Source organism: Bradyrhizobium sp. Mp27, assembly GCF_029953005.1.
Classification (GTDB): domain Bacteria; phylum Pseudomonadota; class Alphaproteobacteria; order Rhizobiales; family Xanthobacteraceae; genus Bradyrhizobium; species Bradyrhizobium barranii.
The window spans coordinates 49,727-65,365 of record NZ_JASAUS010000008.1 but is presented as its reverse complement, the minus strand read 5'-3'; the positions used below and the strand labels follow the sequence as shown (position 1 = coordinate 65,365).

Below are 15,639 nucleotides of genomic sequence, written 5' to 3'. Positions count from 1 at the left end.
GGCTACGCGCCTTTGATACCGCTCACGCGTTGCGCGCCATCAGGCCTCCGTCGACAGGGATCACCGCGCCGGTGAGGAAAGACGCAGCTGGCAGGCACAGGCTCAGCGTCATATGCGCGACCTCCTCGGGATCGCCGTAGCGTCCCAGTGCAGTGCGGCGCTTGGCGTAGATGGTCTTGTGCTCTTCGGAGATGCGGTCGGTGATGGCGGTGCGGATCGGGCCCGGGCAGATGCAGTTGACGGTGATGCCTTCGCGCCCGAGCTCGACGGCGAGCGAGCGCGTGAGGCTCGCCACGCCGCCCTTCGCCGCCGAATAGGGGCTGTGCAATGCGGTGGCGCCGAGTGCTTCGGTCGAGGCGATGTTGACGATGCGCGGGCTCTTCGATTTGCGCAGGTGCGGCAGCGCGGCGCGGATGATGCGCGGATGCGCCGTCAGCATCACGGCGATCCCCTTGGCCCAGGCGTCTTCGTAAGCCTCGTCGTCAATCGCGACGCGCACGGAGATGCCGGCATTGTTGACGATGATGTCGAGCCCGCCGAAATGCGCCGCGACATCGCCAACGACGCGCTTGATCTCGCCGCCATCGGCGACATCGAGCTTCCACGCCTTCGCGGATCCGGCGTTCGCGGCAGTCTCCTTGGCAACGGACAGCGCGCCCTGCTCGTCAAAGTCGGTGACGGCGACGTTCGCGCCGTCAGCGGCGAACACGCGCGCTGTCGCGCGCCCCATGCCGCTCGCCGCACCCGTGACGAGAACGGTCAGGCCCCTCACCGACCGGCTGAGCTCCTTGAATTCGGACATGCCGTTTCCTCGCGTCTCTTGTTTCTTGTTATGAGATGGACAAGGCTGGCATCGATCCGCAGACAGGTCAAACAAGCAAAACAAAAGGGGAGGCCGCGATGGCGAACGAGCTCGATTTCTCAGGCAAGCAGGTGCTGGTGGTCGGCGGTTCCAGCGGCATCGGCAATGGCATCGCGCAAGCCTTTCGCACCAGGGGCGCGCAAGTTGCAGTCTGCGGCACGCGTGCTCATCCTGCGGAATATTCGGCGCAAGAAGGCTCCGATCTCACGGGTCTTTCCTATGAGCAGCTCGACGTCGGCAACGCCGGCGCGGTGGAAGCGTTCACGCCGTCCTTCGATCGTCTCGATGTGCTCGTGCTCGCGCAGGGCGCGGTGCTCTATCGCCGCGGCGAGTTCGAGATGGCCGGCTTCCGCAAGGTCGTCGAGGTCAATCTGATGAGCCTGATGGCCTGCGCGACGCGGTTTCACTCCATGCTGCGCGATAGCAAGGGCGCGCTGATCATGGTGTCCTCGACCGCAGCCTATCATTCCACCATGGGCAATCCCGCCTACAACGCCTCGAAGACCGGCGCAGTCGGATTGACGCGGACGCTGGGCGAGGCCTGGGCCGAGGATGGCATCCGCGTCAACGGTATCGCGCCCGGCCTCGTCGACACCAAGATGACGAAGGTGACCACCGACAATCCCAAGCGGCTCGAAGGCGCGCTGTCGCGCATTCCGCTGCGGCGATTGGGCACGCCGGCTGACATGGCGGGCGCGGCGCTGTTCCTCGCCTCGCCGCTGTCGTCCTACATCATTGGCCAAACGCTGGTGGTCGATGGGGGACTGATCTTGTAGCCCGTCCCGTAGCCCGGATGGAGCGAAGCGCAATCCGGGATTCTTCAATACGGTTGACGCTGCCCCGGATTTCGCTTCGCTCCATCCGGGCTACGCACCTTCGTGCGGGCTACACTTTCGCAAACACTTGGAACCGCGCTGCTCCTGATCGGTTACTTGGGTTGACCCCCGAGGAGGAGCAACATGGACAAGGATCGGATCGTCGGATCGGCCAAGGAATTCGCTGGGCGCGTAGAAGGCGCCGTCGGTGATCTCGCTGGCGATGCGCAGACACAGGCGTCAGGCAAGGCGCGGGAAGCCGCCGGCACCGTGCAGAATCTCTACGGCCAGGCCAAGGACGCCGTGCGCGACGCCGGCGAGACTGCGGCCGGCTACGCCAAGGATGCCTACGACAAGCCGGCCGAGACCTTGCGCGACGGTTCGCAGGCGATTGCCAAGAAGGTGCAGGACAATCCGCTCGGTGCGCTGCTGATCGCCGGCGGGATCGGCTTCGCACTCGCGCTTCTGATGTCGCGTCCCGCCCGTCGCCCGCCGCCGCGCTGGCGCTATTACGGCTGAGCCAAAGCTCCCGTCTCTCGTGCCCCGGACGCCACGCGGCCTAGGCGATGCGTAGCATCGTCCGGTAACGCCGCTTTGCTGAGCCGGGCCCATCTTTTGTGAATGTCGCAGTGCTGGGTCCCGGCTCTGCGCAGCAGCGTTACACGCTGCAGCGCGTCCGGGACACGAGATCTCAATTCAGAAAAACTACCACCGGAACATCTCCGCCGATCGCCCGACGTTACCGGGCGGGCGCGGGATCGCGGGATTGGGATTACGCGGCGCCGGCGCGAATTGACGCGGCGGTGGTTGCGGAGAGCCGAAGCCGAAGAAATCGCGGAATGCCGGCGTTGCCTGGGCCGGCTGCTGCGGCTGCTGCTGTACCGGCGGCTTCTTCGGCGCGAGTCTTGGCGGCGCGATTGCAGCGGCAGCGCTTGGCGTACCGGGAGCCGCAGCAGCACCATCCGGCGTCGTCGCAGCCATCGGCGTATCGCCCTTGGCCTGCTCGCGGCCGACTTCGCGGCGCGGCCAGGCATAATCATCGGCACGGCCGGCGGGCGCGGCCAGCGGCTCACCCTTCACCATCGTCTTCGCGGCGAGCGCATCGACGGCAGCGGGACGCGAACCCGGTCCGCCCAGCAATTGATCGGCCGAGATCGAGGCCGCTACCAGCGGCACGATCGGTCCCGCCAGCGGCCGCGGCGCGGGCTTGCCGGGCTCGGCGCTGGTGTCGGGGGTCGCAGGCTCGCTCGGGAGCGCAAACGGGCCGGAGCGTCCGGCGAGCAGGCGCGTGATCTCGCGCTCGACATAGTGGGCGAGCTTGCGTGCGCCGGGTTTCGTGAAATAGACGCCGTCATAGCTGCGGAGCTGGCGGATCTGGCCTTCGAAGTCCGGGCCCTTCTGGAGGAAGCGGCCGGCTTCGTCGACAAAGCCGTCCCAGACATCGACATAGGTGATGCCGGCCTTGGCCGCGCCTTCGCGGTAGAGCGAATCCAGGAACAGCATGTCCGCGGTGCCCTTGGGGCCGCGGATTGCGGGCAGGCCGACCCAGAGCACCGGCACGCCCTTCGACTTGAGGACGTTGGCCAGCTCCTCGATCTTCTTGCCGTAGAGCTCGACCCAGCGCTCGTCGCGGAAATCGTAGAGGCCGTTCGGGTTGCGCGCGGTCTTCTCCGGTGTTGCGACGGCCGGCGTGTCGGCGTTGTCGGCATCGTCTTGCGGCAGGTCGGCGTCGGCCGGCTTGTCGTCCGGCTTGGCGGCCGTGTCGGGTTTAGCATCGCCCGGCTTGGCCGGTGGCTTGGCGCGCGCGCCTTTGTCGTTCTTCTTGTCCGTCGCCTTGTCGGATTTGTCGGGTGCGGCCTCGCGGATCGAGATGCGGTCGTTGAGGCCGAGCATGACGACGATCACATCAGGCTTCTCGGTCTCGAGAATCCCCTTCGCTGCTGCCGTCCAGTCCGCGGGCTCACCCTTCGGCTGGTACTTGATCAGGCCGGACGTGGTCTTGTGCTTGCGGATCACGCCCATGTCGGGCTGCTCGGTGTAGGCGTCTTCGAGGCCGTAGGCGAGCCAGTCGGCCATGGCGTCGCCGATCACCAGCACGTTCTTGTCGGGCGTGGTGTCGCGCTTGGCTGGTGCCGGCGCGCGCGAAAAATCCTGGCGCGGCGCCTGCTGCTGCTGCGGCTGCTGGAATGGCGCGAAGAAGTCGCCACCGAACCAGCCGCCGCCTCCACCGTTTCGCGGTGGCGGGGCCTGCCGCTGCGGCGGGCCGCCGAAGCCGGGGAAGTTGAAGAACTGCGCCGAGGCGGGTCCCGCGACGGAGACCAGAATCGCAAGCGCCGTCCCCAGCGCGATCAGCGGGCCGGTCTCGGTCAGCGCCTTGAACAGGGACTTCTTCGACATGCGATCTCAGGCACGCGCAATGGGGATCGGGACAGGCTCGATATAATAGCGGAATCAGGCGCCAAACGGGCAGATTCTCTTTGCGGATTCTTCTGCCATACACCGGGGAACAGCCGTCCCCGTCAAGGCGATCGGGCAAAATCCCTGTTCAGGGTTACTTTCGGGGTGGTTTTACCGCCCGCGGAGGCGGTCCAGCACGTCCGAGGAGGCAAATCCGTCGGCGGGGACCCCGATGGAGGCCTGGAAATTGCGCAGCGCCTCCCGGGTCTGGCCGCCGAACTGGCCGTCCGGGGTGCCCTTGTAGAAGCCGCGCTGGGCCAGCAGCTGCTGGAGTTCCAGCCGTTCGGTGCGGGACAGCTCGCGCTCCTGCCGCGGCCAGGGCTGCACGAAGGGCTGGCCGCCGCGCAGGCGGTCGGCGAAATGGCCGATCGCCAGCGCATAAGCCTCGGCCGGGTTGTACTTCATGATGACGCGGTAATTCTGCAGCATCAGGAAGCCCGGACCCTGCGCGCCGGCGGGCGCCAGCAGATAGGCTTTCTCGGCCGGATGCGGGAAGGGCTGGTTGGCCGGGCGCTTGAGCCCGAGCTTCTCCCACTGCGCCATCGTCATCGCCTTGGCGCGATCAGCCAGCATGTAGTTGAAGCCCTGGGGCACCACGACCTCGTAGCCCCAGGTCTGGCCGGCCTGCCAGCCGTCCTTCTTCAGATTGTTGGCGGTCGAGGCGATCAGATCGGTGGGATTGTCGACGACGTCGCGCCGTCCGTCGCCATCGCCATCCACGGCAAAGCGTTTGAACGCGGTCGGCATGAACTGGGTCGGGCCGAAGGCGCCGGCCCAGGAGCCGCGCATCTGCTCAGGCCTGAGATCGCCGCGGTTGAGGATCTCCAGCGCGGAGAGAAACTCGTCCTTGAAATAGGCCTGGCGGCGGCCGATGCAGGCGAGCGTCGCGGTCGATTGCAGCACGCTGCGGTCGCCCATCTGCGTCGAGTAATTGGACTCGATGCCCCAGATCGAGGCGATGATGTAGCGGTCGACGCCGGTGGCCTTTTCGGTGGCGTCGAACTGCGCCTTGTATTTGGCGAGGACCTCGCGGCCCTTGGCGAGGCGGTTGTCGTTCACGAGGATGTCGAGATAGTCCCAGATCGACTTGGTGAACTCGGGCTGCGAGTCCATCAGATCCATGATGCGCAAATCGGGTGTAAGCCCGGCCGTGAAGCGCTGGAAATTCTCCTGCGTGATGTTGCGCCGTGCGGCATCGGGCCACATCCCCGCAACGCAATTGTTGAAGTTGGCGGCCGCTTCGCGGATCGCGGCGGCCGTCATCAGCGGGTGGCCGGAGGCGCCGTCCTCGCCGGTCCACGGCAAGGCGCCGCCGGGGCCGGGCGCCGGCTGAGAGGGCGCTGGATTCGAGCCGGAGAAAATACCGCCGAACAGGTTCGACAAGCCGTTCTGCGCCTGGGCGTGCGCGCTGACAGGCAGCAGCACAGCGGCCGCAAGCATCATTGCGCCGGTCACAAATCCAGCACGTTTCGCCAGCGCTGCCACTGATTGCATCATACCCTACCTGTCCGGCCGAAAATCCGCCTTCAGGAGGCCCGGTACCGGTTGCCAATAGCTTAACAAAGGTGAAATTTTGGTGTCGGCCTTTTTCTCAACTCTGTGAGCGCGAGGCCCCACATCCGCCTTTGTTAGCGGCTGCAAACAAGTTAGCAAGATACCATTGCTCCCTTCACGTCCTCAGGTATTCGATCTGTCCCATGAAAATTCGCAAAGCCGTATTCCCCGTCGCCGGCCTCGGCACCCGCGTCCTGCCCGCCACCAAGGCGATGCCGAAGGAAATGCTGACCATCGTCGACAAGCCGCTGATCCAGTACGTCTATGACGAGGCGAGGGAAGCCGGCATCGAGCATTTCATTTTCGTCACCGGCCGCAACAAAAACGTCATCGAAGATCATTTCGACAAGATGTTTGAGCTCGACGCGACGCTCGCCGCGCGCGGCAAGAAAGCCGAGCAGGACATCCTGGCGCAGAACCAGCCGGAGGCCGGCGCCGTCAGCTTCACCCGCCAGCAGGCGCCGCTCGGCCTCGGCCACGCGGTCTGGTGCGCGCGCGACATCGTCGGCAACGAGCCGTTCGCGGTGGTGCTGCCCGATGAGCTCGTGCTCAACACGACCGGCTGCCTGAAGCAGATGATCGAGACGGCTTCAACGCTCGGCGAAAAATCCAACGTCATCGCGGTCGAGGCCGTGCCCGACCATCTCACCCATCAATACGGCATCTGCGGCGTCGGCAAGCGCACCGGCAAGATGTTCGAGGTCGACGGCATGGTCGAGAAGCCGGCCAAGGGCACCGCGCCCTCCAACCTCTCCATCACCGGCCGCTACATCCTCCAGCCGGAGATCTTCAAGATCCTGGAGACCCAGGAGCGCGGCGCCGGCGGCGAGATCCAGCTCACCGACGCCATGATCGGCCTCGCCAAGTCGCAGAAATTCTACGGCGTCGAGTTCGAGGGCGAGCGCCATGATTGCGGCTCCAAGCCCGGCTTCCTCCGCGCCAACATCGCCTACGGCCTGAAGCGGCCGGAACTGCGTGATGGGCTCATTGCGGAGATGAAGAAGTATCTGGGGCAGTAGCTGCCACTCTCGGTGTCGTCCCGGACAAGCGAAGCGCAGATCCGGGACCCATAATCACAGGGAGTAGTTTGGCGAAGACTCGCCGTTCGGTACTGCTGCCGGCAACGATTGATAGATTCCTCGGTATGGATCCCCGCGTTCGCGGGGACGACACGGAGGCCTCAAGCCACCAGCGACAGCTTCGGAAGGCTCGCGACCACGGACTGGTTGCGGCCGCCGGCTTTCGCCGCATAGAGCGCCTTGTCGGCGGCGGCGACCAGGATCGGCCAGTCCAGGCCGGTGGTAGGAACCAGGCCCGCAATGCCGCAGGAGACCGTCGACGCCGCCTGGTCGTCGGACCAGCCCTGCACCTTGGCGCGGATCGTCTCGGCGACCTTGAAGGCCTCGGCGGCCGAAGTGTTCGGCAGCAGCACCGCGAATTCCTCGCCGCCATAGCGCGCGGCGCAGTCGCCGGACCGCCGCACCGAATCGGAAATGCAGATCGCGATGCCGACCAGCACCTGGTCGCCGGCCTGATGGCCGAACGTGTCGTTGTAGGCCTTGAAGTGATCGGCATCGATCATCAGCAGCGCGACCGGCGTCTTCTGGCGCATCGCGCGGCGCCATTCGACGTCGATGACCTGGTCGAACTTGCGGCGGTTCTTCAGGCCGGTGAGCGCATCCGTCGTCGCCATCTCCTCGAGCTTGCGCTCGGCTTCGGCACGCCGGCTGATCTCGCGGGCGAGCACCAGCGTCGAGGCCAGCATGAACAGGATGAGCGCCAGGACCACGGCGCCGATGCGGTAGGCTTCCTTCTGCCAGAGCTCGAACACGGCGGCGAGCGGCTTGCCTGCCACCACGAACAGCGGACCCGGGCCGGTGCTGCGGACGTAGAGGCGCGGCGTCGCGTCCACCGGGCCCTGGCCCGCATAGGACCCGCCGGCCTTGAGATTGTCGGCCTTCCAGCTCTGCTGCGTCCCGAGATTCTTGCCGATGACGTCGAGATCGAACGGCCGCCGCATCATGATGGTGCGATCGCGCGTCAGCACGGTGATGGTATCGTCGGGATCGAGGTTCAGGCGCTCGAACAATTCGTGGAAATAGCTGAAACGGATCGAGCCGGTGACGACCCCCAGGAAGCCGCCGTCGGTATCGCTGATGCGCCGGCTCAGCACGATGGAATAGGCGCCGCGGAACAGCATCGGACGGCTGATGAAGAGGCCGGCGTCGGGATCGTCGCGATGAACCCGGAAGTAATCCTCCTCGCTCCGGTTCTCCGGCGGGGGATCGAGCGTGGAGGCGTCGATGGTCAGCCTGCCCTCGGCATCGAACACCTGGATGGCGCCGAAGTGCCGCGCCGTGATTGCGTGATCGAACAGGATCAGGTGACGGATCGGCTTCGAGACCGCGTTGATCTCCGGCAGCAGCATGTTGCTGGCGACCGCCTTCAGGGAGAGATCGTAGATCTCGATGTTGCGGCTGATATCTGCTTCGATGGAGGTGGCCAGATTGTCCAGCGTCTGGCGCGCGAGGGCCTCCTCGCCGCGGCGCATGTCCAGCATGACGTTGACGCAAATGGCGGAAAAGCCGATCACCGTCACGACGGACGATATGATCAGCAGCTTCGCCGAAATCCGCCACGGCCGGCGGGTCGTGACGTCGCGCCATCCAGACTGCATCGATTGCTCCCGACACTAGTGGATGCGCCCGAAATCTTGCGTAGTGTTTAAGCCGGGACGGCGCGACCGCAATGAGTTAAGAATTGGTTTCCGCAGGCATCGCTTTTGGGCAGCGGAGCTGGGACGAGAGGACGATTGTGAACGATTACGACGCGCTGCGGGATTACCTGATGCGGCAAAAGCAAACGGAATTCGTGCTGAGCTTCGAGCAGATCGAGGAGATCATCGGCTCGGCCCTGCCGCGTGCGGCGAATCGCGCCTCGTGGTGGGACAGCCTCCGCAGCCCCGACATCCAGATGCCGCAGCGCGAAGCCTGCCTCGCCGCGGGCTTCGTCGCGACGCGGATGCCGGACGGCCAGAGCGTGCGGTTCACCAAGAAGAAGCAGCGCAGGTGAGCTCGGCCCGCGCGGCCGGTTTCACCCTCCCCTGGAGGGGGAGGGTAAGACAAGAGCCTAGCTCGCCGCTTCCAGCCGCACTTCCGTGAGCAGACGCATCGCCGCGTCCGCGTCCATCGGCTCGCCGAAGGCGAAGCCCTGCGCGTATTCGCAGCCCATCTGGTAGAGCTCGACCGCGTCGGAGTCTGTCTCGGCGCCTTCGGCGACCACGTCCATGCCGAGATCATGCGCGAGCGCGATGATCGACTTCAGGATCACCGGGCGGGTGCCGCGGTTGGTGGTGCGCACGAAGGACTGGTCGATCTTGATGGTGTCGAACGGGAAGCGCTGCAGATAGGCCAACGAGGAATGGCCGGTGCCGAAATCGTCGAGCGACAGCCCGGTGCCGAGCTCGCGGATGCGCGTCAGCATCTGGGCTGCGTGCTCCGGGTTCTCCATCACCAGCGATTCCGTCAATTCCAGCTTCAGCGTGCCGCGCGCCACCGAGGAGCGCGACAGCACGGTGCGGATGTCGTGGATCAGGTCGTGGCGCAGCAATTGCCGCGAGGAGACGTTGACGGAGGCGAAGATCGGCTCGCGTGAGCGCATCGCGCGCTGCCACACCGAAAGTTGCTTGGCGGTTTGGTCGAGCACGAACATGCCGAGGTCGACGATCAGGCCGGTCTCTTCCGCGATGCTGATGAATTCCGACGGCGCCATGCGTCCGAGCTTCGGATGATCCCAGCGCACCAGCGCCTCGAAGCCGGCGATCGAGCGATCCTCCAGCCGCACGATCGGCTGGTACAGGATGGTGAGCTCCTGCCGCTCGATGGCGCGGCGCAGCTCGCTCTCCAGCGTCAGGCGGTCGGTCTTTCGCGCGCGCATCGCGGGCTTGTAGACGTCGATGCGGTCGCCGCCGATCCGCTTGGAATGATACATCGCAAGCTCGGCGTCCTTGATGATCTCGTCCGTCAATTGGGTCTGCGGATCGGAGAGCGCGAGCCCGATCGAGGCGGTGAGAAAAATCTCGCGGTCGTTGAAGGCGATCGGGGCGCGGATGGTCTTGCGGATGGTCTCGGCGAAGGCGGTGATGCGGGCGGGGTCCTGCTCTGAGAGCAGGATCAGGCCGAACTGGTCGCCGGCAAGCCGCGCCAGCGTGTCCTGCGGCTTCAGGATGCGGGTGAGGCGGCGGGCCAACGTCAGCAGGATCGAGTCGCCGACCGCGATGCCGACGGAATCGTTGACCTGCTTGAAGCGGTCGAGGTCGATCACCATCAGCGTCGGTCGCAGCGTCGGCATGGTCTTGGCGAAATGCGCGACCGCACCGAGCCGGTCCATGAACAGTTTGCGGTTGGGCAGGCCGGTGAGGTTGTCATGCACGGAATCGTGCAGCAGGCGCTCCTCGGCGTTGCGTAGCTCGGTGACGTCGGTCAGCGTGCCGACGACGCGCGAGACCTCGCCGTCCGAGCCGACCACCGGGCGCGCCTTCAGCGCGAACCACATGAAATGACCGTCCGGCGTGCGCAGCCGGAAATCCTGCACCAGGCGGCCGCGGCGCTGGTCGAGCACGCTGTCGAGCGCGGCGCGGAAACGGTCCTGGTCGAGCGGATGCAGCACCTCGAGCCACGACGCCGCCGGGCCTTCCAGCGTGCCGCGCTTGAGGCCGAGCAGGGCTTCGGTCTCGGGGCTGGTGAACACCTTGTCGGCGGAGACGTCCCAGTCCCAGATCAGATCGCCGGAGCCGGCCAGCGCCAGCGCCCGCCGCTCGATGTCGGAGACGACGCCGGTGCTGGCGCCGCCGCCGGCAAAGGCGTGCTGCATCACCGTGAAGCCGATCAGCATCACGATCAGCACGAGGCCGCCGAGCAGCGCCGGGCCGACGATGTCGTTGGTCACCGAGCCCGCGACCGTCATGCCGGCCGCGACCACCCAGACCACCAGCAGGAACCAGGTCGGGATCAGCAGCACGGCGCGGTCGAAGCCGTGGGTGGAGAGATAGACGATCAGTGCGAAGCCCGCGAAGGCGATCAGCACCAGCGAGATGCGCGCGATGCCGGACGCCACGGCCGGGTCGAACAAGGCGAGCGCGACCAGGGAGCCCAGGAATGCGAGCCAGCCGACGGTGATGTGCGAATAGCGCACGTGCCATCGACTGAGGTTGAGATAGGCGAACAGGAACACCAGCAGCGTCGCCGCCAAAATCGCTTCACCCGCCGCGCGCCAGATGCGCTCGGCGTTGTTCGACATGTCGAGCACCTTGCCCCAGAAGCCGAAATCGACGCCGATATAGACCAGCACCGCCCAGGCCAGCGCCGCGGCGGCCGGGAACATGATGCTGCCCTTCACCACGAACAGGATGGTGAGCACGAGCGCCAAAAGCCCGGAGATGCCGATCACGATGCCCTGGTAGAGCGTGAAGGAGTTGACCTTGTCCTTGTAGGACTCGGGCTCCCACAGATAGAGCTGCGGCAGCTTGTCGGTGCGCAGTTCCGCGACAAAGGTGACGACGGCGCCGGGATCGAGCGTGATACGGAACACGTCGGCCGTCGCGCTCTCCTGGCGCTCCGGGCGGTCGCCGATCGAGGGCGTGATGGTCGCGATGCGCGACAGCCCGAGGTCGGGCCACAGCAGGCCCGACGAGACGATGCGGTAATGCGGGGCGACGATCAGGCGGTCGAGCTGGTCGTCGGTGTTGTTGGCGAGCGCGAACACCACCCAGTTCTGGCCGCCCTCGCGGGCGCGCACCTCGATGCGGCGGACGATGCCGTCGGTGCCGGGTGCGGTGGAGACCTGGATGCGATCGGCGTCACTGCGCTGATGCTCGAGCACGCCGGTGAGGTCGATCGCGGGCGCGTCGCCGCGGACGCTGACGGCATCCAGCGCGCGCGCTGGGGACGCGGCGACGAGAATCATGAGGCCCAGCGCTATGGGCGCGAGGCACCTGATCAGACGCAAGGTCGGTTCTCCGCGTTCGACGCAAACTCTTCAGTGCAAGATGGTCAGTGCAAGGCGTTTTCCGAACGGAACAAGATGGTTCGGCGCCTCGCGATAGATGCCACGAAAGCGAGGAAAATCAAAGGGTTTCCGCCTTGCCTGATGGGCCGTTGGCCTAGACCTCCAACACAATTTTGCCAATATGTGCCGAGGTCTCCATGCGCCGGTGCGCATCGGATGCCTTTTCCAGCGGGAAACTGCTGTCCATCAGCGGCTTGACGCGGCCTTCGCGCAACAGCGGCATCACTTTCGCCTCGATTGCGGCCACCATGGCCGCCTTGTCCGCATTACTACGGGGGCGCAGGGTCGAGCCGGTATGGGTCAGGCGCTTCACCATCACCTTGGCGATGTTGACGCTGACCTTGGGGCCGTTGAGGGTTGCGATCTGCACGATGCGGCCGTCGACCGCGGCGGCATCATAGTTGCGGTCGACATACTCGCCGGCCACCATGTCGAGGATCAGATTGACGCCGGCCTTGTTGGTCTCTTCCTTGACCACGGCGACGAAGTCCTCGGTCTTGTAGTTGATGGCGCGGTCGGCACCTAACTTGAGGCAGGCATCGATCTTGTCCTGCGATCCCACGGTGACGAACACTTTCGCGCCGAACGCTTTCGCAAGCTGGATCGCCATGGTGCCGATGCCGGAGGAGCCGCCATGGATCAGCAGCGTCTCGCCGGCCTTCAGGCCGCCGCGCTCGAACACGTTGTGCCAGACCGTCATCAGGGTTTCCGGCAGCGCGCCGGCTTCCTTGATCGACAGCGCCGGCGGCACGCTCATCGCCTGGGCGTCCTGCGCGATGCAGTACTGCGCATAACCGCCGCCGGCGACCAGCGACATCACCTTGTCGCCGATCTTGTGCCGTTTGGCGTTGCTGCCGACCGCCACCACTTCGCCGGCGATCTCGAGTCCCGGCAGGTCGCTGGCTCCGGGCGGCGGCGGATAGGCGCCGGAGCGCTGCGCGACGTCGGGCCGGTTGACGCCCGCGGCCTGCACCTTGACCAGGATCTCGTCCGGACCGGGCTGCGGAACGGCACGTTGTTCCGGCACCAGCACCTCCGGTCCGCCGGGCTTGGAGATGGCGACCACGGTCATTTGCGCGGGCAGCTTGTCCATGATGTGTCCTTGATGAATGAATTCGGCGGATGGCATATCGCCTTTTTCCGCCGAAGTGAAACGACATTAAGGCCCGAACCGCGCCGCCAGATGGCTTGCTCTTTCGGGAGAGATTTTTTCGACCAGTGGACCGATCGGCGTGATCGCTGTGCCGGCGCCGCCGTCGAGCAGGTCCGCGATTGGGCCACAGGGCCAGTCTGGCGCGGCATCTTCGCCACCGAAGGCGTGCAGCACATTTTCCGACAGGCCGGGTACGATACTCCATGCCAGCACGGCGCAGGTACGGACCAGATTGAGGCCTGTTCGCGTCACGATCGCTGCGCGAGCCGGATCGGACTTGATGGCTGTCCACGGCGCCGCATGCTGCAGGTAAGCGTTCGCAACATCCCAGATTGCACGCGTCGCGGCAGCCGCGGCACGAAACTCGAGCGCCTCGTGGTGCCGTCGCAGCGTCCCGATACGCTGCTCCAGTTCCCGTGCGAGCAGGTGCTCGGCCTCGTCAGGAGCGCCGCCTTCCGGAATCCGGCCGTCGAAGGCCCGATGGGCAAAGCTGACAATGCGATTGACGAGGTTGCCGAAGATGTCGGCCAGATCCTTGTTCACGTCGGCGACGAACCTGGCAACGTTGAAATCGGTGTCGGCGCTTTCGGGCGCGTTGGCGATCAGCCACCAGCGCCAGAGATCGGCGGGCAATTCCTCCAGGGCCTGGTCGGTAAAGATGCCCCGATTGCGGCTGGTCGAGAACTTGCCGCCCTCGTAATTGAGCCAGTGGAATCCCTTGATCACGTCCACGCTCTTCCAGGGCTCGTTCGAGCCGATCAGCGTCGCCGGGAAGCTCACCGTGTGGAATGGGATGTTGTCCTTGCCGAGGAACTGGACGTAGCGGACGTCATCGGCCTGCCACCACCATTTTCGCCAGTCGCGGCTAGGTGCGGCGGCGGCCCATTCCTGGGTGGCGGCGATGTAACCGATCGGCGCGTCGAACCAGACATAGAAGACCTTGTCGGCGAATCCCTGTCGCGGAACCGGGATGCCCCAGGCCAGATCGCGCGTGATACAGCGATCGCGCAGATCGGCTGTCAGCCAGCCTTTCGCGGTCGACACCACGAAGGAAGGCCAGCCGGAGCGGCTGTCGATCCACGCGCTCAACGCTCCGACAAGCTGCGACTGGCGCAGGAACAGATGGCGGCTTTCGCGGACCTCCAGCGCCCGGTCGCCCGACAGCGCGGATCGCGGGTCGATCAGTTCGGGCGGATAGAGCAGCGCGCCACACTGGTCGCATTGATCACCGCGCGCGGAGGGGTCACCACAATGCGGGCAAGTGCCGAGCACGTAGCGGTCCGGCAGGAAGCGGCCGTCCGTGGGTGACCAGACCTGCGGCAACTTACGTTCCTCGATCAATCCGGCATCGTCGAGCCTGCGATAGAAATGCTGCGTCAGAGCGCTGTTCTGTGGCGAGCTGGTTCGTCCGAAATGGTCGAAGGAAAGGCCGAACCGGCGGTAGATGTCGGCCTGGATTGCGTGCTGCGCATCGCAGAAAGTGCGGACATCCTGTCCGGCGCGAACGGCGCCGAGCTCAGCCGGCGTGCCGTGCTCGTCGGTCGCGCAGATGAAGAGCACGTCGTCGCCGATCTGCCGCCTGAAGCGGGCATGGACATCGGCGGGGAGGAGCGAACCTATGAGATTGCCGAGATGCTTGACGCCGTTCACGTAGGGAAGGGCGCTGGTGATGAGAATTTTGGTCATGACTGCGGTCTTTCGCGTTTGGTGATGCCGACCGACGAAAAATCAAAAGCCCTCCCGCATGATCGGAAGGGCTTGGGGTCGGCTCATGCCTCACGCGCGTGGACGCGCGCTTATCCCGTCCGGTCAACCTCCTTGCGGTTGGGCCGGGGCATTCGCGTCAGGTGTTGCGCGCTCGCGAAAGTCACTGCAAATTCTCCTCGTGCAGAAGCGATACCATTTCGGCTCGGAAAGCGCCAGATCGGCGTCGTTCAGGACAGGACTGCCCGGGAGGACACATGGCCATCGAGGACGACGACAAGCCGCGCAAGAAGGTCAGCCATGAAATCGGACAGGATCTCTCACTCCTGTCAGTGGAGGAACTGACCGAGCGCGTGGCGCTGCTCAACACCGAGATCGCAAGACTCGAGGAAGCCGCCACCAAGAAGCGCGCCTCGCGCGATGCGGCGGATAGTTTTTTCAAGAAGTAGGGCCTAGCGCTCACCTCTCGTGTCCCGGACGCGGTGCAGCGCGTAGCGCTGCTCCGCAGAGCCGGGACCCATGCTTCGCGCAAAACTATCTCGCGTCGTCATTCCGGGGCGGCGCGCAGCGCCGAGCCCGGAATCCATAACCACAGGCAGTTGAAACGGGCAGGCTGAGCCGGGCCACCGCATCCGCCTGTGGCTATGGATTCTCAGATGCGCAATTGCGCATCAAAGCTCGCGACTTCGTCGCGCCCCAGAATGACGAGTGGAGAGTTTGTTCCGCCGCGCACTCGGCCAGTGACCGACATGGCTAACGAACTCTCAGAAAATTAGCTCGTTTACTTCCAATTAAGCTTTCGGGTTTATGACTGGAACTGTCCTCGTTTGGACACCGAGTGGCTCCTGTCCACTCTGTTTGACGCCTCCCTGTTATCAACTTTCAAAGCCGCCGGTCTCCGGCGGCTCTTTTTTTGCCATTTTTGGGTCTCGTTCCGGTTGAATTCCGAGGAAAGACGCGCGGAAACCATATCCGCTCTTGTCGCTGGACTCCGCGTCGCGCCCGCGCAATGATTTGTTCATCATAAG

Annotated in this window: 13 protein-coding genes; 5 read left to right on the top strand and 8 right to left on the bottom strand. The window is 65.2% G+C overall.

All coding sequences use genetic code 11. The features are described 5' to 3' along the window. Nucleotides 1-22: 22 nt before the first annotated feature. Nucleotides 23-802 (bottom strand): SDR family NAD(P)-dependent oxidoreductase, encoded by a 780-nt coding sequence (locus tag QJT78_RS07850; RefSeq protein ID WP_038942098.1) that lies wholly within the window; start codon nucleotides 800-802, stop codon nucleotides 23-25. A 98-nt stretch (nucleotides 803-900) separates the two neighbouring features. Between QJT78_RS07850 and QJT78_RS07845 the strand changes: the two genes are divergently transcribed. Together QJT78_RS07845 and QJT78_RS07840 are read left to right on the top strand one after the other, a co-directional pair. Next, entirely contained in the window at nucleotides 901-1,638 is a 738-nt protein-coding gene (locus QJT78_RS07845; RefSeq protein ID WP_028148415.1) for an SDR family oxidoreductase, read from the top strand. A 183-nt stretch (nucleotides 1,639-1,821) separates the two neighbouring features. Next, on the top strand, nucleotides 1,822-2,196 hold the full coding sequence (locus QJT78_RS07840) for a CsbD family protein (RefSeq protein WP_028148416.1): 375 nt from the start codon (nucleotides 1,822-1,824) through the stop codon (nucleotides 2,194-2,196). Nucleotides 2,197-2,382: 186 nt separating this feature from the next. On the opposite strand, the gene QJT78_RS07835 is transcribed toward QJT78_RS07840, so the two are convergent. Both QJT78_RS07835 and QJT78_RS07830 read right to left on the bottom strand, forming a co-directional pair. Next, nucleotides 2,383-4,074 carry a DUF459 domain-containing protein gene (locus tag QJT78_RS07835; protein ID WP_281460208.1) on the bottom strand — a complete coding sequence of 564 codons (1,692 nt, stop codon included), beginning with the start codon at nucleotides 4,072-4,074 and terminating at the stop codon, nucleotides 2,383-2,385. 171 nt (nucleotides 4,075-4,245) lie between these two features. Then, complete coding sequence (locus tag QJT78_RS07830) at nucleotides 4,246-5,631, bottom strand: lytic murein transglycosylase (protein ID WP_193375901.1); 1,386 nt, start codon at nucleotides 5,629-5,631, stop codon at nucleotides 4,246-4,248. A 200-nt stretch (nucleotides 5,632-5,831) separates the two neighbouring features. Between QJT78_RS07830 and galU the strand changes: the two genes are divergently transcribed. After that, nucleotides 5,832-6,707: a UTP--glucose-1-phosphate uridylyltransferase GalU gene (gene galU, locus QJT78_RS07825; protein WP_014498169.1), complete on the top strand. Its 876-nt coding sequence runs from the start codon at nucleotides 5,832-5,834 to the stop codon at nucleotides 6,705-6,707. Nucleotides 6,708-6,868: 161 nt separating this feature from the next. On the opposite strand, the gene QJT78_RS07820 is transcribed toward galU, so the two are convergent. Then, entirely contained in the window at nucleotides 6,869-8,365 is a 1,497-nt protein-coding gene (locus QJT78_RS07820) for a diguanylate cyclase (protein WP_038942101.1), read from the bottom strand. A 137-nt stretch (nucleotides 8,366-8,502) separates the two neighbouring features. Here QJT78_RS07820 and QJT78_RS07815 point away from each other — a divergent pair, with 137 nt between their 5' ends. Continuing rightward, nucleotides 8,503-8,760, top strand: a complete 258-nt coding sequence (locus tag QJT78_RS07815) for a hypothetical protein (RefSeq protein ID WP_028148420.1) — start codon at nucleotides 8,503-8,505, stop codon at nucleotides 8,758-8,760. A gap of 57 nt (nucleotides 8,761-8,817) precedes the next feature. On the opposite strand, the gene QJT78_RS07810 is transcribed toward QJT78_RS07815, so the two are convergent. The 3 genes from QJT78_RS07810 to metG form a co-directional block, all read right to left on the bottom strand. Then, nucleotides 8,818-11,694, bottom strand: coding sequence for an EAL domain-containing protein (locus QJT78_RS07810; protein ID WP_028148421.1), 2,877 nt, complete (start codon nucleotides 11,692-11,694; stop codon nucleotides 8,818-8,820). 154 nt (nucleotides 11,695-11,848) lie between these two features. Next, entirely contained in the window at nucleotides 11,849-12,847 is a 999-nt protein-coding gene (locus QJT78_RS07805) for an NAD(P)H-quinone oxidoreductase (protein ID WP_028148422.1), read from the bottom strand. Between the two features lie 66 nt (nucleotides 12,848-12,913). Next, complete coding sequence (metG, locus tag QJT78_RS07800; RefSeq protein ID WP_038942104.1) at nucleotides 12,914-14,593, bottom strand: methionine--tRNA ligase; 1,680 nt, start codon at nucleotides 14,591-14,593, stop codon at nucleotides 12,914-12,916. 275 nt (nucleotides 14,594-14,868) lie between these two features. On the opposite strand from metG, the gene QJT78_RS07795 reads away from it, so the two are divergent. Next, nucleotides 14,869-15,060 (top strand): DUF1192 domain-containing protein, encoded by a 192-nt coding sequence (locus tag QJT78_RS07795; RefSeq protein WP_028148424.1) that lies wholly within the window; start codon nucleotides 14,869-14,871, stop codon nucleotides 15,058-15,060. Nucleotides 15,061-15,486: 426 nt separating this feature from the next. On the opposite strand, the gene QJT78_RS07790 is transcribed toward QJT78_RS07795, so the two are convergent. Then, nucleotides 15,487-15,636, bottom strand: a complete 150-nt coding sequence (locus tag QJT78_RS07790; RefSeq protein WP_162136485.1) for a hypothetical protein — start codon at nucleotides 15,634-15,636, stop codon at nucleotides 15,487-15,489. Between the last annotated feature and the right edge of the window lie 3 nt (nucleotides 15,637-15,639).

Coding starts and splice junctions, on each gene's coding strand:
- QJT78_RS07850 (WP_038942098.1), bottom strand. CDS start 802: ATGTCCGAATTCAAGGAGCTCAGCCGGTCGGTGAGGGGCCTGACCGTT.
- QJT78_RS07845 (WP_028148415.1), top strand. CDS start 901: ATGGCGAACGAGCTCGATTTCTCAGGCAAGCAGGTGCTGGTGGTCGGC.
- QJT78_RS07840 (WP_028148416.1), top strand. CDS start 1,822: ATGGACAAGGATCGGATCGTCGGATCGGCCAAGGAATTCGCTGGGCGC.
- QJT78_RS07835 (WP_281460208.1), bottom strand. CDS start 4,074: ATGTCGAAGAAGTCCCTGTTCAAGGCGCTGACCGAGACCGGCCCGCTG.
- QJT78_RS07830 (WP_193375901.1), bottom strand. CDS start 5,631: ATGATGCAATCAGTGGCAGCGCTGGCGAAACGTGCTGGATTTGTGACC.
- galU (WP_014498169.1), top strand. CDS start 5,832: ATGAAAATTCGCAAAGCCGTATTCCCCGTCGCCGGCCTCGGCACCCGC.
- QJT78_RS07820 (WP_038942101.1), bottom strand. CDS start 8,365: ATGCAGTCTGGATGGCGCGACGTCACGACCCGCCGGCCGTGGCGGATT.
- QJT78_RS07805 (WP_028148422.1), bottom strand. CDS start 12,847: ATGGACAAGCTGCCCGCGCAAATGACCGTGGTCGCCATCTCCAAGCCC.
- metG (WP_038942104.1), bottom strand. CDS start 14,593: ATGACCAAAATTCTCATCACCAGCGCCCTTCCCTACGTGAACGGCGTC.
- QJT78_RS07795 (WP_028148424.1), top strand. CDS start 14,869: ATGGCCATCGAGGACGACGACAAGCCGCGCAAGAAGGTCAGCCATGAA.
- QJT78_RS07790 (WP_162136485.1), bottom strand. CDS start 15,636: ATGATGAACAAATCATTGCGCGGGCGCGACGCGGAGTCCAGCGACAAG.